Origin of the sequence: Falsiroseomonas ponticola (genome assembly GCF_016805305.1) — a bacterium.
GTDB lineage: Bacteria > Pseudomonadota > Alphaproteobacteria > Acetobacterales > Acetobacteraceae > Falsiroseomonas > Falsiroseomonas ponticola.
Genome location: NZ_JAERQN010000001.1, coordinates 233491 through 255717 on the forward strand (window position 1 = coordinate 233491; position 22227 = coordinate 255717).

19 protein-coding genes are annotated in these 22227 nt (G+C 72.0%); 7 read left to right on the forward strand and 12 right to left on the reverse strand.

The genetic code is table 11. The annotated features are described in order from the left end of the window. Position 1: 1 nt before the first annotated feature. The 9 genes from JJI54_RS01125 to JJI54_RS01165 all read right to left on the reverse strand — a co-directional run bounded on the left by JJI54_RS01125 (position 2) and on the right by JJI54_RS01165 (position 10746). Positions 2 to 1003, reverse strand: coding sequence for an MBL fold metallo-hydrolase (locus JJI54_RS01125; protein WP_203070111.1), 1002 nt, complete (start codon positions 1001 to 1003; stop codon positions 2 to 4). A 251-nt stretch (positions 1004 to 1254) separates the two neighbouring features. Further along, positions 1255 to 3729, reverse strand: coding sequence for a DNA topoisomerase (ATP-hydrolyzing) subunit B (gene gyrB, locus JJI54_RS01130; RefSeq protein WP_203070113.1), 2475 nt, complete (start codon positions 3727 to 3729; stop codon positions 1255 to 1257). Between the two features lie 89 nt (positions 3730 to 3818). Then, positions 3819 to 4949, reverse strand: coding sequence for a DNA replication/repair protein RecF (recF, locus tag JJI54_RS01135; protein ID WP_203072277.1), 1131 nt, complete (start codon positions 4947 to 4949; stop codon positions 3819 to 3821). Between the two features lie 157 nt (positions 4950 to 5106). Further along, positions 5107 to 7137 (reverse strand): sensor histidine kinase, encoded by a 2031-nt coding sequence (locus JJI54_RS32895; RefSeq protein ID WP_203070122.1) that lies wholly within the window; start codon positions 7135 to 7137, stop codon positions 5107 to 5109. 132 nt (positions 7138 to 7269) lie between these two features. Further along, the gene (locus JJI54_RS01145) at positions 7270 to 7515 is read right to left on the reverse strand and encodes a hypothetical protein (protein WP_203070124.1); all 246 of its coding nucleotides are present in this window, start codon (positions 7513 to 7515) and stop codon (positions 7270 to 7272) included. Between the two features lie 101 nt (positions 7516 to 7616). Further along, entirely contained in the window at positions 7617 to 8225 is a 609-nt protein-coding gene (locus JJI54_RS01150) for a TetR/AcrR family transcriptional regulator (protein ID WP_203070126.1), read from the reverse strand. Between the two features lies 1 nt (position 8226). After that, a complete protein-coding gene (gene paaK / locus JJI54_RS01155; protein ID WP_203070128.1) occupies positions 8227 to 9522 on the reverse strand; it encodes a phenylacetate--CoA ligase PaaK in 1296 nt (431 codons plus the stop codon). Beyond that, positions 9512 to 9952 carry a hydroxyphenylacetyl-CoA thioesterase PaaI gene (gene paaI, locus JJI54_RS01160; protein ID WP_203070130.1) on the reverse strand — a complete coding sequence of 147 codons (441 nt, stop codon included), beginning with the start codon at positions 9950 to 9952 and terminating at the stop codon, positions 9512 to 9514. Before paaI ends, paaK begins: the two co-directional genes overlap by 11 nt. Beyond that, positions 9949 to 10746: an enoyl-CoA hydratase-related protein gene (locus JJI54_RS01165; RefSeq protein WP_203070132.1), complete on the reverse strand. Its 798-nt coding sequence runs from the start codon at positions 10744 to 10746 to the stop codon at positions 9949 to 9951. Before JJI54_RS01165 ends, paaI begins: the two co-directional genes overlap by 4 nt. A gap of 136 nt (positions 10747 to 10882) precedes the next feature. On the opposite strand from JJI54_RS01165, the gene paaN reads away from it, so the two are divergent. The 7 genes from paaN to JJI54_RS01200 all read left to right on the forward strand — a co-directional run bounded on the left by paaN (position 10883) and on the right by JJI54_RS01200 (position 17734). Then, positions 10883 to 12526 (forward strand): phenylacetic acid degradation protein PaaN, encoded by a 1644-nt coding sequence (gene paaN / locus JJI54_RS01170; RefSeq protein ID WP_203070134.1) that lies wholly within the window; start codon positions 10883 to 10885, stop codon positions 12524 to 12526. A 33-nt stretch (positions 12527 to 12559) separates the two neighbouring features. After that, positions 12560 to 13726 (forward strand): ABC transporter substrate-binding protein, encoded by a 1167-nt coding sequence (locus JJI54_RS01175; RefSeq protein WP_203070136.1) that lies wholly within the window; start codon positions 12560 to 12562, stop codon positions 13724 to 13726. A gap of 151 nt (positions 13727 to 13877) precedes the next feature. Continuing rightward, a complete protein-coding gene (locus tag JJI54_RS01180; RefSeq protein ID WP_203070138.1) occupies positions 13878 to 14750 on the forward strand; it encodes a branched-chain amino acid ABC transporter permease in 873 nt (290 codons plus the stop codon). Further along, positions 14750 to 15682: a branched-chain amino acid ABC transporter permease gene (locus JJI54_RS01185; protein WP_203070140.1), complete on the forward strand. Its 933-nt coding sequence runs from the start codon at positions 14750 to 14752 to the stop codon at positions 15680 to 15682. Before JJI54_RS01180 ends, JJI54_RS01185 begins: the two co-directional genes overlap by 1 nt. Then, positions 15679 to 16467, forward strand: coding sequence for an ABC transporter ATP-binding protein (locus tag JJI54_RS01190; protein WP_203070142.1), 789 nt, complete (start codon positions 15679 to 15681; stop codon positions 16465 to 16467). The genes JJI54_RS01185 and JJI54_RS01190 overlap by 4 nt, the downstream gene beginning before the upstream one ends. Continuing rightward, positions 16460 to 17161, forward strand: a complete 702-nt coding sequence (locus JJI54_RS01195; RefSeq protein WP_164694762.1) for an ABC transporter ATP-binding protein — start codon at positions 16460 to 16462, stop codon at positions 17159 to 17161. Before JJI54_RS01190 ends, JJI54_RS01195 begins: the two co-directional genes overlap by 8 nt. Positions 17162 to 17191: 30 nt before the next feature. Next, the gene (locus tag JJI54_RS01200; protein ID WP_203070145.1) at positions 17192 to 17734 is read left to right on the forward strand and encodes a putative glycolipid-binding domain-containing protein; all 543 of its coding nucleotides are present in this window, start codon (positions 17192 to 17194) and stop codon (positions 17732 to 17734) included. 78 nt (positions 17735 to 17812) lie between these two features. Here JJI54_RS01200 and JJI54_RS01205 read toward each other — a convergent pair whose 3' ends face one another. The 3 genes from JJI54_RS01205 to JJI54_RS01215 are packed head-to-tail and all read right to left on the reverse strand — an operon-like array spanning position 17813 to position 22173. Continuing rightward, positions 17813 to 19432 carry a peptide chain release factor 3 gene (locus tag JJI54_RS01205; RefSeq protein WP_203070147.1) on the reverse strand — a complete coding sequence of 540 codons (1620 nt, stop codon included), beginning with the start codon at positions 19430 to 19432 and terminating at the stop codon, positions 17813 to 17815. Positions 19433 to 19450: 18 nt separating this feature from the next. Next, positions 19451 to 20986, reverse strand: a complete 1536-nt coding sequence (locus tag JJI54_RS01210; protein ID WP_203070149.1) for a mandelate racemase/muconate lactonizing enzyme family protein — start codon at positions 20984 to 20986, stop codon at positions 19451 to 19453. Then, positions 20983 to 22173, reverse strand: coding sequence for a sulfotransferase family protein (locus JJI54_RS01215; protein ID WP_203070151.1), 1191 nt, complete (start codon positions 22171 to 22173; stop codon positions 20983 to 20985). Before JJI54_RS01215 ends, JJI54_RS01210 begins: the two co-directional genes overlap by 4 nt. Positions 22174 to 22227 lie beyond the last annotated feature (54 nt).

The following is a 22227-nucleotide window of genomic DNA, read 5'->3' on the forward strand; positions in this document are numbered from 1 at the left end:
CTCAGCCGAGGTTGGTGACGTTCATCGGCGAGGCGATCCAGTCATAGCCCTCGCCGGCCTTCCGCACATGGCCGAGGCCCGGCCAGGGGAAGTGGTAGGACAGCACCGCATGCCGGTCCGTCGCCAGCCGGTCCAGCATGCGCGAGCGCGTCTGCGCGGACTGCTTCGGGTCCGTGTCGAAGGAGAATTCCATCATGGGGTGCCGCAGCAGCAGCACCTGGTGATGCGCCAGGTCGCCCGTATTCACCATGGTCCGGCCGCGCGACGTGATGGCATAGCAGGTGTGCCCGACCGTGTGCCCCGGCGTGAAGATCGCGGTGACGCCCGGCACCACCTCCTGCTCGTTCCGCACCATCACCAGGCGGTCGCGATAGGCGTTGAGGTTCTTCTTCGCGCCCTCGATGAAGGCGTTCATGAAGGCCGGGCCGCGCTTGTTCCCGTCATCCGTCCAGAAGCGCACATCGGCCTCGTTGATCGCGACCTGGGCATTGGGGAAGACGCGCTGGCCGCGCGCATCCACCAGGCCCCAGACATGGTCGCAATGGGCGTGGGTCGCGACGACCAGGTCGATCTGCTCGGGCTGGATGCCGGCGGCGCGGAGGTTGGCCAGCATGCGGCCGGTGGTCGGGCCGAACATCTGGGAATCGGCCCCCATGCTCTCCCCCATGCCGGTGTCGAACAGCAGCAGCTGGCGGCCGGTGTTCAGCACCAGGATGTTCTGTTCCAGCGTCGCGGCCTCGGGGTCCAGGAACTCGGCGGCCAGCATGCCGGGGATCTGCCCGGCGCCCGGGCCCACGAAGCTGTCCTGCGGCTTGCCCAGCGGCAGGCTGCCGTCGGAGATGACGGTCGCCTCGAACTCCCCCCATTTGAAGCGGTGCCAGGCCGGCGGCAGCTCGTTGCGCATCGGCGCGGCGGCTTGCGCCCCGCCGCCCGGCAGCACCGCCGCCGCCCCCGCCGCCGCCGCAAGGCCGAACACGCCCCGCCGGGTCAGACCATTCGTCATGATTGCGCCTCCCCTAATGCCTTCTTGTTCGACGCGCTGCCCGGTGGGGGGGCGTCGCCCGGCATCCAGGGCAGGCCATGGGCGGCCCGGGTCCGCGGCGTGGCGATCCGGGCGCGGCCATGCTGCGGCTGGGCGCCTGCTCCGGCCCCGCGGCATCGCGTGTGCGAAGCCTAGGTCCACTCGCCGCGGGGTTGCAAGCGCCGATCAGGCGGCGGGCGCGGGCCGCCGGTCGCGACACGCCCCCCGCCGTATCAGACGTCCAGATTCGCGACCTTCAGCGCATTGCCCACGATGAACTCGCGCCGCGGCTCCACCACGTCGCCCATCAGGGTGGAGAAGACCTGCTCCGCATCCTCCACATCCTCCACGCGCACGCGCAGCAGCGTCCGCGCGGCGGGGTCGAGGGTGGTCTTCCAGAGCTGGTCGGGGTTCATCTCCCCCAGCCCCTTGAAGCGCTGGATGGTCAGGCCGCGGCGCCCCTGCGCGAAGATGCGCTCGAAGGCCAGCAGCGGGCCGTGCTGCGCGGTCTCCGGCCCCTCGAAGGACACCATGGCGGGCCCGGCGGCATAGTCCCGCGCGAAGACCTCGCGCCGCTCATCCAGCCAGCGCGCCTCCGCGCTGCGCAGCGCCGTCGCGTCCAGCACATGGCGCTCCGTCACGCCGCGCACCACGCGGTACAGCGAAAGCCCGTTCTCCACCGTCGCCTTCCAGCCCCGCTCATTCTCCGGCGCCAGCGCATCCAGCCGCTGCGCCAGCAGCGCGGCACCCGCCAGCGCCCGGTCGGCATCCACCGTCAGCGCGCCGGCCACCGCCGCCTGCTCCACGATGCCCGCCGGCACCTGCGTCGCGAGCCTGCGGATGCGCGCCGCCACCTGGCGCAGCCGCTCCACCTCCTCCGCCAGCTCCTCGCCCCGCAGCTCCCGCCCATCCGCGAAGCGGATCTTCGCCCCGCCCAGCGCCTTCTCCAGCAGGAAATCCTCCAGCGCCCGGTCATCCTTCAGGTAGCGCTCGTCATTGCCGCGCTTGGCGCGGTAGAGCGGCGGCTGCGCGATGTAGAGGTGCCCGCGCTCGATCAGCGACGGCATCTGCCGGAAGAAGAAGGTCAGCAGCAGCGTGCGGATATGGCTGCCGTCCACGTCGGCGTCGGTCATGATGACGATGCGGTGGTAGCGCAGCTTGTCGGCGGAGAAGCCGCCCTTCTCCTCCGGCCCCGGCCCGATCCCGGTGCCGAGCGCCGTGATCAGCGTGCCGATCTCCGCGCTGGACAGCATCTTGTCCATCCGCGCGCGCTCGACATTCAGGATCTTGCCCTTCAGCGGCAGGATCGCCTGGAAGCGCCGGTCGCGCCCCTGCTTGGCGGAGCCACCCGCGCTGTCACCCTCGACGATGAAGATTTCCGATTTTGCCGGGTCCTTCTCCTGGCAGTCGGCCAGCTTGCCGGGCAGCGTGGAGATATCCAGCGCGTTCTTGCGCCCCACCTTGTCCCGCGCCAGCTGCGCCGCCTTCCGCGCGGCGGCGGAAAGCACCACCTGCTCGATGACGAGCTTGGCTTCCTTCGGATGCGTCTCGAACCAGTGGGACAGCGCATCGGCCACCGCCATGTGCACCACCGGCTGCACCTCGGACGACACCAGCTTGTCCTTGGTCTGGGAGCTGAACTTGGGGTCCGGCACCTTCACGGAGATGACCGCGGTCAGGCCCTCCCGCATGTCGTCGCCGATCAGCTCCACCTTCTCCTTCTTCGCGAGGTCCTCGGCATACTTCATCACCACGCGCGTCAGCGCCTGGCGGAAGCCCGCCTGGTGCGTGCCGCCGTCGCGCTGCGGGATGTTGTTGGTGTAGCAGAGCGCGACTTCGTGCGGCGACGTGTTCCACCACATCGCCAGCTCGACGCGGATGCCCTCCGTCGCCTTGCTGATCAGGCTGACCGGCGGCTTGAAGATCGGCTCCTTGCTGCGGTCCAGCCATTCGACGAAGGCGACGAGCCCGCCCTTGAACTCGAAGGCCACTTCCTGCGCCGGCACATGCCGGTCGTCCTTCAGCGTGATCTTCAGGCCGGAATTGAGGAAGGCCAGCTCCCGCAGCCGCCGCTCCAGGATGGCGAAGTCGTATTCCGTCTTGGTGAAGGTCCCGGCGGAGGGCTTGAACGTCACCTCCGTGCCATGCTGGTGGTCGGAGGGGCCGACGATGCGCAGCGGCTGCACCGTGTCGCCATGCTCGAAGCGGATGAAGTGTTCTTTTCCGTCGCGCCAGATGCGGACTTCCATCCACTCCGACAGCGCGTTCACCACCGCCGCGCCCACGCCATGCAGGCCGCCCGAGACCTTGTAGCTGTTCTGGTTGAACTTGCCCCCGGCATGGAGGCGCGTCAGCACCACCTCGGCGGCGGAAACGCCCTCCTCCGGGTGGATGTCCACCGGGATGCCGCGCCCGTCATCCGTGACGGTGACGCTGCCATCCCCGTTCAGCACCACATGGCAGCTGGTGGCGAAGCCGGCCTGCGCCTCGTCCACCGCATTGTCGATGATCTCGAAGGCCATGTGGTGCAGGCCGGAGCCGTCATCGGTATCGCCGATATACATGCCCGGCCGCTTGCGCACGGCCTCCAGCCCGCGCAGCACGGTGATCGAGGCACTGTCATAGGCGTCCGCCCCCGGATTGGACCCGCCATTGGCGTTGCCGCCGGGGGTGTTCGGGTCGTTGGCGCGCGCATCGGCGTCGGACATGCCGGCGGAGGCTCCTGGAAATCGGCTTGGAAACCCGCCCAGTATAGGCTTTCAGGCGGGATTCGGCACGGGGTGATTCGGACCCGCAATCATGGGTCCCGCAGCCCTTCGGGCGTCGCCCGGAACGTCTCGGCGATGCCCTGGAGCGGGGCGAAGATATCCGGCTCCGTCCCGGTCAGGAAGACCTGGGCCGGCAGCCCGGCCAGGGCAGCGTAGAGCGCCTCCCGGCGCCCCAGGTCCAGATGGGCGGCCACCTCGTCCAGCAGCAGCAGCGGCGCGAAGCCCCGCGCCGCGCCGATCAGCGCCGCATGGGCCAGGACGGTGGAGACCAGCAGCGCCTTCTGCTCCCCGGTGGAGCACAGCTCCGCCGGCTGGCCCTTGGGCAGGTGCACCAGGGTCATGTCCGTGCGGTGCGCGCCCTGCTGCGCCCCCCCGGCGGCGGCATCCCGGCCCCGGCCGGCGGCCAGCTCGGCCCGCAGCCGGTCCTCCACCGCCAGCGCCGGCGCCGCCTCCAGCGCGGCCGCGATCGGGCAGGCCAGCTCGATCCGGGCCGCGGGGAAGGCCCCCGTCGCGGTGCCGGCTTCCAGCAGCGCGTTCAGCCGCAGGGCCAGCGCCCGCCGCGCCGCCACCGCCGCGACGGCGTGGCGGGCCATCGCATCCTCCAGCGCCGCCAGCCAGGCGGCATCCCGCCGCCCCTCCGCCAGCAGCCGGTTCCGCCCGCTCATCGCCGTGTCATGCGCCGCCACTTCCCGCGCATGGCCGGGCTCCAGCGCCCAGACCAGCCGGTCCAGGAAGCGCCGGCGGCCGGAGGCCCCATCCTGGAACAGCCGGTCCATCTGCGGCGTCAGCCACACCGCGCCCGCGCGCCGCGCCAGCTCCGCCTGGCTTTTCGCGGGCTCCCCATCCAGCGTGTATTTGCGCCGCGCCGCGTCGCCACCCTCCGCCGTGGTCCCGGTGCCGATCTCGGCGGGCCCGTCCGGCCCGTCGAAGGCGCCCCAGGCCACCCAGGGCAGCGCCGCCCCGCCCGGCGGGCGGCGCCCGATCTCGCCGGCCCGCGCGCCGCGCAGCCCGCGCCCGGGGCCGAGCAGGCTGATCGCCTCCAGCAGGTTGGTCTTGCCCACCCCGTTCGGGCCCGCGATGGCCACGATCCGCCCGCCGAAGCGCGCCTCGAAGGCCGGGTAGGACCGGAAATCGGTCAGCCGCAGCCGCAGCAGGCGCAGCGGCGGCGTCTCGAGCGGCGCGGGGCCCGGCGCGGGGCCAGGCGGGGCCGTGTCTGGCGGGGCTGCGTCTGGCTGGGCTGCGTCTGGGGGGGCGGCCAGGGGCCTGTTCCGGTGCTGGGGCGCGATCCCCGCGATTAGGGCGAACGAAGACGGAACGTCAAGAAGCGCCCCCGGGGCGTGGCGCCTGGCCCGGTTCCTGCGCCGCCGGCGGTTCGGCCGCCAGCGGGATGGCGATGTCGCATTCCAGCCCGGTGGGCGCCCAGCGCTTCTCCAGCCGCCCGCCCAGCTGGAAGCGGATGGTCTGCTCGATCACGCGGGACCCGAACCCCTTGCGCGCCGGCTCCGCCGTCACCGCCGGGCCGCCGGCCTCCCGCCAGGCCAGGTACAGCCAGGCCGCGTCCGGGCACCAGCTGATGTGCAGCCGCCCGCCCGGGCTGGACAGCGCGCCATACTTCACCGCGTTGGTCGCCAGCTCATGTACCGCCATGGCCAGCGCCTGCACGGCGCGGACGGGCAGGGAGACGGGCGGGCCGGACAGCCTGACCGCCGGCTCCCCCTCCGCCACCGGGCCGCCGCCCGGGGTGGCGGGCTGGAAGGCGCGCAGCTCCGCCTCCAGCAGCGCGCGCAGGTCGCCCTCACGCCACTGGCTTTCCGCCAGCATGCTCTGCGCCCGGGCCAGGGCGGCGACGCGGCCTTCCACGGCGCGGACATAGCTTTCGTAGTCCGGCGCCTTGGTCAGCCGCAGCGCCGCCTGCACCACGGCCAGGGTGTTCTTGGCGCGGTGCGTCACCTCGAAGGCCAGCAGCGCCGTCCGCTCCTCCGATTCCCGCCGCTGCGTGACATCCATCGCCACGCCGGACACGCGGCCGGGCAGCGCCAGGCCGGCGGGCGGCGCCGGCCCGTAGCCGGGCGAGGCCTCCCCCCGCAGCATCACCCAGCGCTGGCCGCCATCGGGCAGGCGCACCCGGTATTCCGCCGCCAGCCGCCCGCCATCCCGCGCCAGGCGCCGCCATTCCGCCCGCGCCGCCTCCTGGTCATCCGGGTGCAGGCTGGCGACCAGCGCGGCCTGGTCCAGCGCCGCGCCGGGCGGCAGGCCGAACAGCGCCCGGAGCCCGCCGGCATCCGCCACCGTGCCATCCGCCGCCATGTCGAAGGACAGCACGCCGGCCGCGTCCTGCGCCCGCTTCAGATTGCCCTCGCTGGCGCGCAGCGCCTCCGCCAGCGCCGCATTGGCATCCCCCAGCGCCTGGTTGGCCGCTTCCAGCCGGCGCTGCTGCTGCCGCTCCCGCAGGCTCAGCAGCAGCAGGGCCAGGGTGGCGGGCACGCCGAACAGCATGTGGTTGGCCATGGTGGCGCGCCATTCCGCCGCGACCGAGGCGATCGGCCGGCTCGCCACCGCCACCACCGGGAAGCCTTCGAGCTTCTGCGCCGCCAGGACCAGCCCCGCCTCATGCCGCAGCGCCTGGCCGCCGGGCGCCGCGCCCGCGGCCAGCGCGGCCAGGGCTTCGGGGCTGGCGGCGGCGGTGCTGGCCAGGGGCTGCCCATCCTCCCGCACCAGGGCCAGGCCATCGCCATCCCGCCGCAGCAGGCGCCGCATCGCGGGCTGCAGCCGGTGCGGATAGACCGAGAGGTTGACGGCGCCATCGAACTCATCCGGCGCCAGCCCGTTCGCCGTGCCGCTGCGCCGGCGGCTGACCGCGAAGAAGGGCACGCCATCGAAGCGGGAGACATAGACCTGGCTGACATGGAAGCGCGGCGGGCTGTCCGCGCGCAGCGCCAGGAAGAAGTCCCGGTCCGCCGCCGTCGGCCGGTCCCGCGGCACGGGGTAGAGATTGGCCGCCAGCAGCGCCGTGCCGGTGCGGTCGATCACATAGGCCGCCTCCGCCTCCGGCACATCCGGGATCAGCTCCGCCAGTTGGCGGTGCAGCGCCTCCTCCCGCGCCGTGATCTCGGCATCGGAAAGGCCCCGCGTCAGGTCGTTCACCCGCCCGGCGCTGACGACATAGCCCGCCAGCACGCGGGTGCCGAATTCCGCGCCGGTATCGGCGCTCTGGCGCAGGGCGGCCTCGGCCTCCGCCAGGGTGTTGCGCCAGGCCAGCAGCCCGCCGCCCAGCAGCAGCGCCAGGGGCAGCAGCAGGGCTGCCGCCGGCAGCGCCCAGCCGGAGGCCGCCCGCCCCCTCCCGGCCACCCTGCCTCCCTCGGCGCTGCCCAAGCGCTGCCCGCCCCTGCCACCCATGGTTGCGGCCAGAGCCTCGCCGCGCCGCGCCGAAGCCGCAACCACTCCCGGGCCGTGTCACGCGAGCGTGACGGCGGGCGGCGGTCAGGCGGCGGAACCCGGCCCCCGCCGCTGGACGATCCGCAGCGCCTCGGCCAGCACCTCCTCGGTGAAGCCGTGCTTGCCATAGGCGGCCCGCGCCTCCTCCATCGTCAGCCCGATGGCGGGGCGGAGCATGAGGCCGCCCTTGACGGGCTCCACCTCGACATGGGAACATGGTCCTAACGCCGCCCGCAGATCCTTCCGCAGGGTGATCTGGTTCTGCGGCGACAGCTTCAACAGCACGCGCATCCTTCAGCCCTCCGCCACCCGGCGCCCCGCGCGGAATGCGACTAAAGGCGCATAAATGGCCTAATCGGCTTAAAGGATAATATTCCTAAAATCAAGCGGAATCAACGCCCGGCCACGGCGCGCGCCGCCGGGCCGCCGCCCTCGGCGATCAGCGCCGCGACCATGCGGGCATAATCCTCCCGGCTGAGCGGCCCCTGTTCCCGGTGCCAGAGGTGGTGCCAGTTCAGCATGGCGAAGAAGCTCATGGTCAGCGGCTTCAGCAGCCGCCGGTCCTCCGCCAGTGCGGGATGGAGGTCGGCGATGATCGCGGCCGCTTCCGCCACCAGCGCGCGTTCCAGCGCGCGCAGCGCCTCCTGCTGCGGGGGGGCCAGAAGCGTCAGGCAGGTGATCTGCACGCGGTGCACCGCATCCGCGTCGCGATAGGCATCCAGCAGCAGGAAGGCCAGCGTCTCCAGCCGCGCGCGCGGCGTCGGGCCGCCGGCGCCGCGCGCGATCTCCACCAGCTGCTGCAGGTGCTGCGCCAGCACGTCGAACAGCAGCGCCGCCTTGTCCGGCCAGTAGTGATAGACCAGGGTCTTGGAGACCTTGCCCGCCGTGGCGAGCATGGCGAGCGAGGCGCGGTCATAGCCATGCGCGGCGAAAAGCTCCGCCGCCTGGCGCAGGATGGCCTGGCGCTTCTCCTCATGGTCCGCGGCGCGGGGGCGTGCCATCTCAGCGGGGCCTCCGGTCCAGCACGCGCTTCGCCTTGCCGAGGCTGCGCTCGATCGCGCCGGCGTCGCGCACCTCGATCGCGGCGGTGACGCCGATGATCGCCTTGACGTAATGCGCCAGCGTCCTGGCGGCGCGGTCGCGCTCCTCCGCCGTCGCGCCGGGCTCCGCCTCCACCGCGATGGTCATGGCGTCCAGCGGTCCCTCCCGCGTCAGGATCAGCTGGTAATGCGGCGCCAGGTCGGGCACGCGGAGGATCTGTTCCTCCACCTGGGACGGGAACAGGTTCACGCCGCGCAGGATGATCATGTCGTCGCTGCGGCCGGTGATCTTCTGCATGCGCCGGAAGGCCGGGCGCGCCGTGCCGGGCAGCAGCCGCGTCAGGTCCCGCGTGCGGTAGCGGATGATGGGCATGGCCTGCTTGGTGAGCGAGGTGAAGACCAGCTCGCCCGGCTCCCCTTCCGGCACCGGCGCGCCGGTATCGGGGTCCACCACCTCGGGGTAGAAATGATCCTCCCAGATATGGGGCCCGTCCTTCGTCTCCACGCATTCATTGGCCACGCCGGGGCCGATCACCTCCGACAGCCCGTAGATGTCCACGGCCTGGATGCCGAAGGCATCCTCGATCTGCGCGCGCATCGCCTCCGTCCAGGGTTCCGCGCCGAAGATGCCGATCCTGAGGCTGGTGCCCCGCGGATCCTTCCCCTGCCGCCGGAACTCATCCAGCAGCGCCAGCATGTAGGAGGGCGTGACCATGATGATATCCGGCTGGAAATCCTCGATGAGCTGGACCTGGCGTTCCGTCATGCCGCCGGACATGGGCACCACGGCGCAGCCCAGCGCCTCCGCCCCGTAATGCGCGCCGAGGCCCCCGGTGAACAACCCGTAGCCATAGGCGATATGCACCATCATGCCGGGCCGCCCGCCGCTGGCGCGGATGGATCGCGCCATCACCCCCGCCCACATGGCGACGTCGTCGGCGGTGTAGCCGACCACGGTCGGCTTGCCCGTGGTGCCCGATGACGCGTGGATGCGCGCCAGCTTTTCCCGCGGCACGGCGAACATGCCGAAGGGGTAGTTGTCCCGCAGATCGGCCTTGGTGGTGAAGGGGAAGCGCCGCAGATCCTCCAGCCTGCGCAGGTCATCCGGCGTCACGCCCGCGGCTTCGAAGGCGCGGCGGTAATGCGGGACCTTGTCATAGGCGAGGCGCAGCGTCGCCCGCAGCCGTTCCAGCTGCAGCGCGCGCAGGTCGCCGATCGACAGGCGCTCGCCCTCATCGAGCAGATCGTCATGCGCCATGATTCGTTTCCTCCACGAGATGGCCGTCGATGACGCGGGAGAGGCCGCGGAAGACGGCGACGGCGCGGCCCTGCTGGTCCGTCACCGTGACATCGGTGATGCCGCTGCGCCCCGCCGCCTGCACCTGCACGGCATGGGCCGTCAGCACGTCGTCGAGCTTCGCGGGGCGGAGATAGGTGATGGTGTTGGATTGCGCGACGGCGCGGCGGTTGAAGCTGTTGCAGGCGAAGGCGAAGGCGCTGTCGGCGAGGGCGAAGATGAAGCCGCCATGCGCGATGCCATGCCCGTTCACCATGCGGGGCTCGATGCGCATGGTCAGCGTGGCCTCCCCGGGGGCGATGCGCGTGATCGCCATGCCGAGCCCGGCCGAGGCCTGGTCCTCCGCCCACATGGCGCGGGCGCAGGCTTCCGCGACCTGCTGCGGCGTCATTCCGGCGCACCCTGGAAGCGGGCGGGGCGCTTCTGCTGGAAGGCGGCCACGCCCTCCGCGTAATCCGCGCTGCGGCCGAGGCCGCGCTGCACCTCGGCCTCCAGCGCCAACTGCTGTTCGAGCGTATTGCCCTCCGCCGCATCGAGCACACGCTTGGTGGCGGCCAGTGCCTCCGCCGGCAGGCGCGCGAGCCTGGCGCAGACCGATTCCGCTTCCGCCATCAGCGACGAAGCCGGCACGGCGCGATGGACGAGGCCCATCGAAGCCGCCTCCGCCCCGCTGATCGTGTCGCCCAGCATCGCCAGCGCCCGCGCCCGCGCGGGGCCGACGAGCCGCGGCAGCATCCAGGTGGCGCCACTGTCCGGGATCAGGCCGATGCGGATGAAAGCCTGGGAGAATTTCGCATCCTCCGCCGCCAGCGTGATGTCGCAGGCCAGCGCGATGGAGGCGCCCGCCCCCGCCGCCACGCCCTGCACCGCGCAGACCACGGGCTTCGGCAGCCCGCGCAGCGCCGCCACCAGCGCGTTCCAGCCGCGATCCAGCACCGCGCCGAGATCGACATCCGCGTCCGTCAGCCCCGGCTCCGCCAGATCCTGCCCCGCGCAGAAGCCGCGCCCCGCGCCGGCCAGCAGCACGACGCGGCAGGCGGGGTCGTCGCCCGCCGCGGCCAGCGCCTGGCGCAGCGCCACCTGCAGCGCCGCATCGAAGGCATTGAGCCGCTGCGGCCGGTTCAAGGTGAGCCTGCGCACCCCGTCCCGCTGCTCCACCAGCAGCACCGGCGCCGTCTCGGACATGCAGCCCTCCCCATTTCTTGCTTGACGGGAGGTCCGAAATAGGCTTATATGCCTATAGTCGCCTCCCTATTGACTGAACGCGCGTTCAGCTTATTCTCGCCGCAACGACCAAGTCAAACGGGGAGGCTCCAGCGTCATGGTGGAGTTCGCGGCGCGTCATCAGGCCCTGCTGGACCAGGCGATCGCCGCCGCGCGGAGCCGCGCGCATTTCTCCGCCTATCCGGAGGCGCCCTCCGGCAAGCTCTATGGGGAGAGCGCCAAGGCGGATGCCGAGGCCGCCTTCGCCGCGCTGCTCGGCAAGGCCTTCGAAACGGGTGAGACGCAGGTCGGCGACGAACGCTCCCCCTTCGGCCCCGCCCTCGGCATCACCTACCCCGCCGCCCCGCCCGCCACGCTGGTCGCGCGCGCCGAGGCCGCCTCGCCCGCCTGGGCCGCGGCCGACCCCGCCGCCCGCGCCGGCGTGCTGCTGGAGATCCTGCACCGGCTGAACCGCGACAGCTTCCTGATGGCGAATGCGGTGATGCACACCACCGGCCAGGCCTTCGTCATGGCCTTCCAGGCCGGCGGCCCGCATGCGCAGGATCGCGGCCTGGAAGCCGTGGCCTATGCGATGCAGGAACTGTCCCGCGTTCCCACCACCGCATCCTGGCACAAGCCCGCCGGTCGTGACGTGCTGCGCATGGACAAGCGCTTCGCCGCCGTGCCGCGCGGCATCGGCCTCGTCATCGGCTGCGCCACCTTCCCGACCTGGAACGGCTATCCCGGCCTCTTCGCCAGCCTCGCCACCGGCAATGCCGTCATCGTCAAGCCGCATCCCGCCGCCATCCTGCCCCTCGCGCTGACGGTCCGCACCGCCCGCGCCGTGATGGCGGAGGCCGGTTTGCCCGCCGACATCGTGCAGCTCGCCCCCGACACGCCGGAGGCGCCGATCGCCGAGCAGCTCGCGACCCATCCCGCCATCGGCATCGTCGATTTCACCGGCGGCCCCGCCTTCGGCGCCCGCCTCCGCGGGCTGATCGCGGGCACCAAGCCCCTGCACACGGAGGAAGCCGGCATCAACCCCGTGGTGCTGCACTCCACCGCCGATTTCGCCGGCCTCTGCCGCAACCTCGCCTTCTCTCTCGCCCTCTACAGCGGCCAGATGTGCACCGCGCCCCAGAATATTTTCGTCAGTGCCGGCGGGATGGAGACCGACCGGGGCCACAAATCCTTCGACGAGGTCGGCGCCGCCATCGTCGCCGCGCTGGACGAACTCCTCTCCGACCCCGCCCGCGCCGCCGGCGTGCTCGGCGCCATCCAGAATCCCGCGACGCTGGCACGCATCGCCGCCGCGCGCCGCCTCGGCCGCGTGCTGCGCGACAGCGCGCCGCTGCCCGGCGAGGCCCGCACCGCGACACCCCTGCTGGTCGAAGTGCTGGCCGATGCCGAGGAAGCCTGGGGCGAGGAACGCTTCGGCCCCATCGCCTTCCTCATCCGCTGCCCGGATGCGGAGACCGCGCTGCGCCTGGCCGCCGCCTCCACCAAGGCCCGCGGCGCCATCACGGCGCTGGTCCACAGCACGGACGACGCCTTCCTCGCCCGCGCGGAGGCCGCCTTCGCCAAGGCCGGCGTCGCGCTCTCCGAAAACCTGACCGGCGGCGTCTTCGTCAACCAATCCGCCGCCTTCAGCGACTACCACGTCTCCGGCGCCAACCCCGCCGGGACCTCCTGCCTCACCGACGCCGCCTTCGTCGCCAACCGTTTCCACATCGCGATGGTGCGTCGCCCCGCCGCTGCCTGACCAACGAACAACAAATTTCAAGGGAGTGTCCGCATGTCACTGGGAACGCTGCTGCGCCGGGGCGTGATCGCCGCCGGCGCGTTGCTGGTCATCGCGCCCGCCTTCGCGCAGCGCGCGCCGGAGCCGATCCGCATCGGCGCCGTGCTCTCCGTCACCGGCCCCGCCAGCTTCCTGGGCGATCCCGAGGACAAGACGCTCCGCCTCTACGTCAATCGCATCAACCAGGCCGGCGGCGTCAATGGCCGCCCGCTGCAGCTGATCATCTATGACGATGCCGGCGACGCCAACCGCGCCCGCACCTTCGCGACCCGCCTGGTGGAGGATGACCGCGTCGTCGCCATGGTCGGCGGCACCACCACCGGCACGACGCTCGCCATGCGCCCGGTCTTCGAGGATGCGCGCATCCCCTTCATCTCCCTCGCGGGGGGCATCGAGATCATCGATCCCGTCCAGCCCTACACCTTCAAGACCCCCCACACCGACCGCATGGCCTGCGAGAAGATTTTTTCGGATATTCGCGCCCGGGGGTTATCCCGGGTTGGCATGATCTCCGGCACCGATGGCTTCGGGCAGTCCATGCGCGGCCAATGCGTGCGCGTCGCGGGTGCCGCCGGCATCACCATCGTGGCGGAGGAAAGCTACGGCCCCCGCGACAGCGACATGACGCCGCAGCTCACGCGTCTGCGCAACGCGCAGGGCATCGAGGCCGTGGTGAACCCCGGCTTCGGCCAGGGCCCGGCCATCGTGACGCGCGGCTACCACCAGCTCGGCATCCGCCTGCCGCTCTACCAGTCCCACGGCGTGGCCAGCCGGGAATTCATCAACCTCGCGACCCCCGCCGCGGCCGAGGGCGTGCGCCTGCCCGCCGCGGCCCTGCTGATTGCGGAGCAGCTGCCCGCCGCCGATCCGCAGCGCCAGGTGGTGCTGGACTACAAGACGGCCTTCGAGCGGGAGTTCAACCAACCCGTCTCCACCTTCGGAGGCCATGCCTATGACGGCCTCATGATCCTGGTGGAGGCGATGCGCCGCGCCAACAGCACGGATGGCACGCGCCTGCGCGACGCCATCCGCGCCACCCGCGGCTTCGTCGGCACCGGCGGCATCGTCAACATGAGCGCCACCGACCATATGGGCCTCGACCTCTCCGCCTTCCGCATGGTCGAAATCAGGAACGGCGACTGGGTGCTGTTGGGGAATTGATCATGCCCTCAGACGCGTCGTGCCGCAGGCACGCCAGTGGCGTGACGCGCGCGCTCCGCGCGCTTGGCTTCGCCGCATAGGCGGCGGGCCGCATTCGCGGCCTCGGCATGCGAGAAGTATCGCATGCCGCCTTGTGGGAGCACCGGAGACGATGCCCGAACTGCTGCAATTCCTCGTCTCCGGCCTCACCGTCGGCGCGGTCTATGCGCTGGTGGCGCTGGGCTTCACGCTGATCCACAACGCCTCCGATGTCGTGAACTTCGCGCAGGGCGAATTCGTCATGCTGGGCGGCATGGTCACGGTCTTCGCCGCCGCCGCGGGCCTCGCCTTGCCGCTGGCGGCCCTCCTCGCCATCGCGGTCGCCGTGCTGGTCGGGCTCGCGCTGCACCGGCTCGCCATCGAGCCCGCGCGCGGCGCCTCCGCCGTCACCCTCATCATCATCACCATCGGCGCCAGCATCTTCCTGCGCGGCGTCGCGCAGATCATCTTCGACAAGCGTTTTCATCAATTGCCCGGCTTCTCCGGCAATGATCCGATCATGGTGCTCGGCGCCGCCATCCTGCCGCAGAGCTTCTGGGTGCTGGGCGGCGCGCTGCTGGTCTTCGCGGGGCTCTTCCTGTTCCTGGAGCGCACGCTGATGGGCAAGGCGGTGCTGGCCACCGCCGCCAACCGCCTGGCGGCGCGGCTCGTCGGCGTCGATACCAGCTTCGTGCTGGCGCTCTCCTTCGGCCTCTCGGCCGCCATCGGCGCCTTCGCGGGCATCCTCATCACCCCCATCACGCTGACCTCCTTCGATGTCGGCACGCTGCTGGCGCTGAAGGGCTTCGCGGCCGCCATGCTGGGCGGCATGGGCAGCCCACTCGGCGCCGTGGTCGGCGGCCTGCTGCTCGGGCTGCTGGAGGCGCTGGGCGCAGGCTACGTCTCCTCCGCCTACAAGGATGCCGTCGCCTTCCTGGTGATCCTCGCCGTGCTCTTCGCCATGCCCCAGGGCCTCTTCGGCCATCGCGGCGTGGAGCGCGTGTGATGAACCCACGCTGGGCGACCTTGCTGATCCTGGCGGCGGTCATCGCCGTCATCCCCTGGTTCTTCCCCTCCGGCTACTACTTCCGCGTGGCGGCCCTGGTCTGGGTCACGGCGCTGGGTGCGGTGGGGTTGCAGGTGCTGATGGGCCAGGCGGGGCAGGTGAGCCTCGGCCATGCCGGCTTCGTCGGCATCGGCGCCTATGCCATGGCACTCGGCCCGAAATATCTCGGCCTGCCCGTGCTGGCCTGCCTGCCGCTGGGCGCCGCCCTCGCCGGCCTCATCGCCTTCGTGGTGGGGCGGCCGATCCTGCGCCTCAAGGGCCATTACCTTGCCGTGGCCACGCTCGGCTTCAGCATCCTCGTCGCCATGGTGCTGGTCAGCGAGATCGCGGTGACCGGCGGCCCCGACGGCATCCGCATCCCCCGCCCCGAGATCTTCGGCTGGCGCCCGCGCGGCGGCGAGGCCTGGTACTGGATCAATGGCGCCGCGCTGCTCATCGGCGTCTGGCTGGCGCTCAACCTCCAGCACAGCCCCTCCGGCCGGGCGCTGGCCGCGCTGCATGACAGCGAGGTCGCGGCGCGCACCATCGGCATCGACGTCGCCCGCCACAAGCTGCGCGCCTTCGTCATCGCCGCCGTCTATGGCGCGGTGGCGGGCGGGCTGATGGCGATGATGAACGGCTTCGTCACCCCCGATGCCGCGGGCTTTCTCCAGTCCGTCGAATACGTGACGATGGTCGTCATCGGCGGCCTCGCCTCCGTCCCCGGCGCCGTCGTCGGCGCCGCGCTGCTGGTGCTGCTGCCGCAGGCGCTGACCGTCTTCCATGACTACGAACACGCCGTGCTCGGCCTGCTCATCATGCTGTTCATGATCTTTCTCCGGGTCGGCATCGTCCCCGGCCTCGCCGCCCTGCTGCGCCGGCGGCCCGCATGAGCGACATCCTGCTGTCGGCGGAAAACATCGGAATCGGCTTCGGCGGCCTGCGCGCGCTGGATGGCGTGGGGTTCCAAGCCCGGGCCGGCGAGGTGCTGGCCATCATCGGCCCGAATGGCGCGGGCAAGACCACGCTGTTCAACATCGTCTCCGGCCTCTACCGCGCCGATGCCGGCCGCGTGGTGCTGGCGGGGCAGGAGGTGACGCAGGCGCCGCCGCATCGCCTGGCCGCGCTCGGCCTCTCCCGCACCTTCCAGAACCTGCAGATCTTCTTCCGCATGACGGCGGCGGAGAACGTCATGGCCGGGCGGCATCTGCGGGAGAAATCCTCGCTTCTGTCCGACCTGCTGCGCCTGCCCGCCGCCCGCCGCGCCAACCGCGCCTCCCGCGACGCCGCCCTCGCCCTGCTGGCCGAGGTCGGCCTGGCCGATCACGCGGACCGCCCCGCGGGATCGCTGCCCTATGGCGCGCTGAAGCGCCTCGAGATCGCGCGCGCGCTCGCCACCGAACCGCGCGTGCTGCTGCTGGACGAACCCGCCGCCGGCTGCAACCCGGTGGAGACCGCGGAGATCGACCACCTCATCGCCGCCATCGCCGCGCGCGGCGTCGCGGTGGTGCTGATCGAGCACGACATGAAGATGGTCATGCGAATCAGCCGCCAGGTGGTGGTGCTGAACCAGGGAAGGCTGTTGGCCGCCGGCACGCCGGCGGAGGTGCGCAACAACCCAGAGGTCATCGCCGCCTATCTCGGCCTGCATGGCGCGAAGGAGGCCGCGCTTGCTTGACGTCGCCGACCTCCATTCCGCCTATGGCCGCATCCTGGCGCTGAAGGGCATCACGCTCCGCGTCGAGACCGGCGAGATCACCGCGCTGGTCGGCGGCAATGGCGCGGGCAAGACGACGCTGCTGCGCTGCCTGTCGGGCGTGCAGCCCGTGAAGTCCGGCCGAATCAAGTTCCATGGGGACGACATCACCGCCTGGTCCGCCCATGCCCGCGTCGCCGCCGGCATCGCGCAATCGCCGGAGGGCCGCCAGGTCTTCGGCCCGCTGACCGTGGAGGACAATCTCCGCCTCGGCGCCTTCCGCCGCGGCCGTGCGGAGACCGAGGCCGGGCTCGACCGCGTCTATGGCATGTTCGACATCCTGAAGCAGAAGCGCCACCTCCAGGCCGCCGGCCTCTCGGGCGGGCAGCAGCAGATGCTGGCGATCGGCCGCGCGCTGATGTCGCAACCGCGCCTGCTGCTGCTGGACGAGCCCTCCATGGGCCTGGCGCCGCTGCTGGTCGACCAGATCCTGGCCGCCGTGGTGGCGCTGAAGGCGCAGGGCGTCACGGTGCTGCTGGTCGAACAGAATGCCGCGGCCGCGCTGTCCATCGCCGATCGCGGCTATGTCATCGAGACAGGGCGCATCGCCCATGCGGGAACGGGGCTGGCGCTGCTGCATGATCCCGCCGTAAGGGAAGCCTATCTCGGCGTGTGACCGCGCCTTCCCCGGCACAGGATGACACTCATGGCAAAGCACTACCGCTGGCGGGATGCCGCCGGCGAGGGCGTGCAGCACCTCGTGCTGGATCGCAGCCCGGGGCAGATAGCCGCGGAGGGGATGATCGTCGCGGGTGGCGAAGCCCCCTTCGCCGCGCGTTTCCGCCTGCTGATGGACAGCCGCTGGCGCACGCGGCGGCTTTCCGTCGCGGTGCTGGGCAACCCCGCGGTGCTGGTGCTGCTGGCCGATGGCAAGGGCGGCTGGACGGATGCGGAGGGCGCCGACCTCCCGGACCTCGCCGGCGTGCAGGATGTGGACCTCAGCGCCACGCCCTTCACCAACACGCTGCCGATCCGCCGGCTGCGCACCGCGGTGGGCAAATCCGTCGACATCGACACGGCCTATGTGGACCTGCCGTCGATGACCGTGGCGCGCGACCCGCAGCGCTACACGCGGCTGGAGGAGCGTCTGTGGCGCTACGAATCCCGCGACAGCGATTTCGTTCGTGACATCACCGTCGATGAGGACGGGTTGGTGCTGAGCTATCCGGGCCTGTTCGAGCGCCTCTGAGGCCAGCGCCAAAGCCTCGCGGTCCAGGGGCCCGAGGCCCCTGGCATGGGGGTGCGGGGGAACGGCGTTCCCCCGCGCTCACCGCACCATCGCGACCAGCCCCGACTGTTCCCGCACCGCGTCGAAGCGGAGCTCGGGATACTCCTCCTCCGCCCGCTTGCGCCGCCAGTCCGATCCGAACAGGGCGACGTATTCGCCATCATGGTCTTCCGCCGTGTCGCTGCGGTTGCGCGTCGCCCAGCGCTCGATCGCCGCGCGGTCGCCGGATGGCGAGGAGATCCACCGCATGGTGGACCAGCGCGTGGCGTCGAAGCCCGCGGGCACGGTGTATTCGACCTTGAGGCGGCTCTGCAGCACATCGAGCTGCAGCTCCCCCACCACGCCGACGATCGGGGCGGAGCCGTCGAGGGGGCGGAAGATCTGCACCACCCCTTCCTCCGCCAGCTGGTCCAGCGCCGTGCGCAGCTTCTTGGCCATCATCGGGTCATCGAGCCGCACATGCCGCAGGATTTCCGGCGCGAAGCTCGGGACACCGCGGAAATTGATGTCCTCGCCCTCCGTCAGCGTGTCGCCGATGCGGAGCGTGCCGTGGTTGGCGATGCCGACCACGTCGCCCGGCCAGGCTTCCTCCGCCACCTGCCGTTCCTTCGCGAAGAAGAAGAGCGGCGCGTTCACCGGCACCTGCTTGCCCGTGCGCACCTGGCGCAGCCGCATGCCCTTGGTCAGCCGCCCGCTGCACAGCCGCACGAAGGCGACCCGGTCCCGGTGGTTCGGGTCCATATTGGCCTGCACCTTGAAGACGAAGCCGGTCAGCTTGCCTTCCTCCGGCTCCACCGGCCGGACGTCGGCGGCGCGGGCACCGGGCGGCGGCGCGTAGCGGGACATGCCGTCCAGCAGGTGGCCGACGCCGAAATCGCGCAGCGCCGAGCCGAAATAGACCGGCGTCAGCGTGCCCTGGCGGAAGGCTTCCAGGTCGAAGGGCTTCAGGCCGGCTTCCGCCAGCAGGATGTCCTCCGCCAGCTGGTTGGCCCGCTCCTCGCCGACCAGCTCCGCGATGCGCGGGTCATCGGCGCCGGAGACGGCGATGCCCTCCTCCTCCGTCGCATCCACCGGCATCAGGCGCTTCGCCAATATGTCGTAGGTGCCCCAGAAGGTGCTGGCGCGGCCGATCGGCCAGGCGACGGGGGCGGCGTCCAGCGCCAGGGTCTGCTCGATCTCGTCGATCAGCTCGAAGGGGTCGCGCGCCTCCCGGTCCATCTTGTTGACGAAGGTCACGATGGGGATGTCGCGCAGGCGGCAGACCTCGAACAGCTTGCGGGTCTGGCTCTCGATGCCCTTGGCGGCGTCGAGCACCATCACGGCGGCGTCCACGGCCGTCAGCGTCCGGTAGGTGTCCTCGCTGAAGTCTTCGTGGCCCGGCGTGTCGAGCAGGTTGAAGATGACGCCGCCGCGTTCGAAGGTCATGACGGAGGTCGCGACGGAGATGCCGCGATCCTGCTCGATCTTCATCCAGTCGGACCGCGTGCGCCGCGCATTGCCCTTGGCGCGCACCGCGCCGGCCAGCTGGATGGCGCCGCCCTTCAGCAGCAGCTTCTCCGTCAGCGTGGTCTTGCCGGCGTCGGGGTGGGCGATGATCGCGAAGGTGCGGCGGCGCGCGGCTTCGCGCGCGACCGCCTCGAGGGCCAGGGTGTCGCTCATGGGGGGGCCTATAGCCCCTTACGGGGCGGGGATCACCACCGGATCGGCGAGGGCCAGCGCCGCGATCCGCGCGGGGTCCGGCGCCAGGCCGATCCCCTGCCCCGCCGGCCCGGTCAGCCGGCCGTCCCTCACGGTCAGCACCCCCGGCGCCACGATATCCTCGGCCAGCGAGGTCACGCCGCAATCCATGGGGTGATGGGCATCGAGGCCGAGCGCCTGCGCCATCTGCCAATTGGCCGCCGTCGCCACCGCCGTCTCGTAGAAGGAGTGGAGCGACGGCGTCAGGCCGAGCCGGGCGGCCACGGCGGAGGCGTCCCGCAGCCCCGCGATGCCGCCCCAATAGAAGATGTCCCCTAGCACCACCAGGTCCGTCAGCCCCAGGCGATGGGCGGCCACCAAATCCGGCGGCTCGATCAGGCACATGTTGGAGGCCAGCCGCCCCGCCCCCGCTTCCCGCAGCCGCGCGAATCCCTCCAGCGCGTCGGTCGGGTCCTCATGGAATTCGAGGTCCAGCGCCGCGGTACCGGCCACCAGGCGCCGCGCCTCCTCCGGGCTGTAGGCGCCGTTGGGGTCGCAGCGCAGCCGGGTGCCGGGGGGCAGCGTCGCCCGCAGCGCCGTCAGCGCGGCGATGTCCCAGTCGATGCCGGTGGCGGCGGATTTGTACTTGAAGGCGCGGATGCCGTGCGCCGCCGCGATCCCCGCCGCCAGCTCCGCCACGCGCGGCGCCAGGGACAGATCGGCCATGTGCGCCGTGATCTCCGCCCGGTCCATCGCCCGGCCGGGCACAGCGGCGGGCAGCGGGCAGGCGACCTCGACGGGCCGCAGCGGCCCCGCCTGCCCGAGCAGCGCGGCCAGGGTCACGCCGAGATGCTTCGCGGCAGCGTCCCAGGCCGCGAGGTCGAGGCCCGCATAGGCCGCCAGCCCGTTCCGCCCGTGGCGGTTGTCGAAGCTGATCCGCGCGAAGCTCCGCCGCAGCGCCGCGCGGTCCCGCAGCGCATCCCGGCCCACCCAGCCCCTGGCGATCGCCACCACCCGCGCCGCGCAATCCGGCGTGCCGTTGGTCTCCCCCCAGCCTTCCGTGCCATCGGCGAGCCGGATGCAGACCAGCGTCCGGTCCTGCTTCGGCGTGCAGTACATGGAGCTGACATAGAGGTGCCGCAGCGGCAGGGCGATGCGCTGCACCGTGATGCGCTCGATCCGCGTGGCCGCGTCGCGCGGCGCGGCAGGCAGCGCGGGCAGGGGCCCCTCCGCCGCCACCGCCGCATCCAGCGCGCCGGCCAGCGCCACGGCGCGGGGCAGCCCGCCCGCCCCGGACTTTTCCCCCTGGGGCCTCACCGCCAGCGTCACGCCGAGGGCCCGGGCCAGCGCCGCCAGGTCCCGCAGCCCGGCCAGGCCGCCGGCACTCTCCGCATCCGCCACCACCAGCGTGGTGCCCCGCGCCAGGCAGGCGGCGAAGGGGTCCGGCGTCAGCCCCGCCGCCCCGATCGCGCGCGGCGCGGCGGCGATGCCGCCGAGCCAGGTGGCCTCCTCCAGGCCCAGCAGGCTCTCGGTCATCCCAGGCATGTCTCCGGATCGGGCAGGGCGATGTTCGTCCCCTCCACCACCAGGCGGAGGTCATGGCGCCGCGCCGCGCCCTCCGGCAGGCGGAGGCGGAAGGCGCAATGGCCATCGGCGAGGCCCGCCGCGGCCAGGTCCGGCCGCAGCATCTGGGCCCGGGTCGCGGCGAGCACCGCCTCCCCGGCCTTCAGCGCGACGGTGACGGGCTGCGGCGCCAGCAGGTCCAGCGCCCAGCCATGCACCACCCCATCCTCCACCCGGTCCACCCGCCCCATGATGTTGCGCGGCGCCGCGGCGGGCACGGGCGGGGCGGCGAGGAAGGCGGCCACCGCCGCATGGTCCGCGCTGACCCGGATGGCGTCCACGAAGGGGGGCAGCACGTCGTCGCCCTGGAACTCGTAGCGGTCGAAGACCTTGTCGCCCGCCCCCGCCGCCAGCGCCTGCTGGCAGCGGGCGAAGGCGGCGAAGGCGGCCTCGAAGGCCGGGCCCTCCGCCGCCACATCGGCCTCGAACCGCGCCCGCGCGGCCTCATGCAGCGCGATGTCGGTGGCGAAGAGGTCGCGCAGCGCGGCGGCCTCCGCCCGCGCCCGGTCGCGCGCCGCCGCCTGGTCCGGCGACAGGCGCGTGACGTTGCGCGCGATGTAGAGCGGCGGCGCCCAGCCCAGCCGCCGCGCCATCAGCAGCAGGGACCGGTCGAATTCCTCCGCCACCCCCGCCACCAGCACCGCATCGGCCAGGTTGGCCAGCGCCGCTTCCAGCACCGGCCGCGTGGTGCGGCCCGCGATCTGGCGCGCCTGCGCGTCGCCCCTGCCCTGGCCCGTCAGGTAGCCGATCGGCGACAGCGCGCCGCTGGTGATGGCCTCGCGCTGCGCATGGTGGGGGTAGGTGAAGGCGTAGAAGTATTCGGACAGCGCCCGTTCCACGGGATCCCGCAGCAGGGTGAAGTAGTGGCAGGGCTCCCGCAGCGCCTGGTGCAGGCCGAGGAACTGGTGCCCCGTCACCAGGCGGATGTCCCGCCCCGCCATCCCCGCCCGCACGGCCTTCGCGACCTCCGGCATCGGGCGGGGATCGCCGCTGCCGAGGTCGAAATACAGCACATGCCGCGCGCCATATTGCCGGGACAGCACGGTGCGGAGCGAGGAGCCCGCGGTCTTCGGCACATGCAGGAAGACATGGTGCGGCATCTTGCGAGACGGGCTGCCCTGATCGGTGAGATTCCCTCTGCCGCAATCGGCCGG

Bases quoted from the DNA above. Each gene is read 5' to 3' on its own strand.
- JJI54_RS01215 (WP_203070151.1), bottom strand. From the start codon at position 22,173: ATGCCGCACCATGTCTTCCTGCATGTGCCGAAGACCGCGGGCTCCTCG.
- JJI54_RS01145 (WP_203070124.1), bottom strand. From the start codon at position 7,515: ATGCGCGTGCTGTTGAAGCTGTCGCCGCAGAACCAGATCACCCTGCGG.
- JJI54_RS01165 (WP_203070132.1), bottom strand. From the start codon at position 10,746: ATGTCCGAGACGGCGCCGGTGCTGCTGGTGGAGCAGCGGGACGGGGTG.
- gyrB (WP_203070113.1), bottom strand. From the start codon at position 3,729: ATGTCCGACGCCGATGCGCGCGCCAACGACCCGAACACCCCCGGCGGC.
- JJI54_RS01200 (WP_203070145.1), top strand. From the start codon at position 17,192: ATGGCAAAGCACTACCGCTGGCGGGATGCCGCCGGCGAGGGCGTGCAG.
- JJI54_RS01175 (WP_203070136.1), top strand. From the start codon at position 12,560: ATGTCACTGGGAACGCTGCTGCGCCGGGGCGTGATCGCCGCCGGCGCG.
- paaK (WP_203070128.1), bottom strand. From the start codon at position 9,522: ATGGCGCATGACGATCTGCTCGATGAGGGCGAGCGCCTGTCGATCGGC.
- JJI54_RS01210 (WP_203070149.1), bottom strand. From the start codon at position 20,986: ATGACCGAGAGCCTGCTGGGCCTGGAGGAGGCCACCTGGCTCGGCGGC.
- JJI54_RS01190 (WP_203070142.1), top strand. From the start codon at position 15,679: ATGAGCGACATCCTGCTGTCGGCGGAAAACATCGGAATCGGCTTCGGC.
- JJI54_RS01205 (WP_203070147.1), bottom strand. From the start codon at position 19,432: ATGAGCGACACCCTGGCCCTCGAGGCGGTCGCGCGCGAAGCCGCGCGC.
- paaI (WP_203070130.1), bottom strand. From the start codon at position 9,952: ATGACGCCGCAGCAGGTCGCGGAAGCCTGCGCCCGCGCCATGTGGGCG.
- JJI54_RS01150 (WP_203070126.1), bottom strand. From the start codon at position 8,225: ATGGCACGCCCCCGCGCCGCGGACCATGAGGAGAAGCGCCAGGCCATC.
- paaN (WP_203070134.1), top strand. From the start codon at position 10,883: ATGGTGGAGTTCGCGGCGCGTCATCAGGCCCTGCTGGACCAGGCGATC.
- JJI54_RS01125 (WP_203070111.1), bottom strand. From the start codon at position 1,003: ATGACGAATGGTCTGACCCGGCGGGGCGTGTTCGGCCTTGCGGCGGCG.
- JJI54_RS01185 (WP_203070140.1), top strand. From the start codon at position 14,750: ATGAACCCACGCTGGGCGACCTTGCTGATCCTGGCGGCGGTCATCGCC.
- JJI54_RS01180 (WP_203070138.1), top strand. From the start codon at position 13,878: ATGCCCGAACTGCTGCAATTCCTCGTCTCCGGCCTCACCGTCGGCGCG.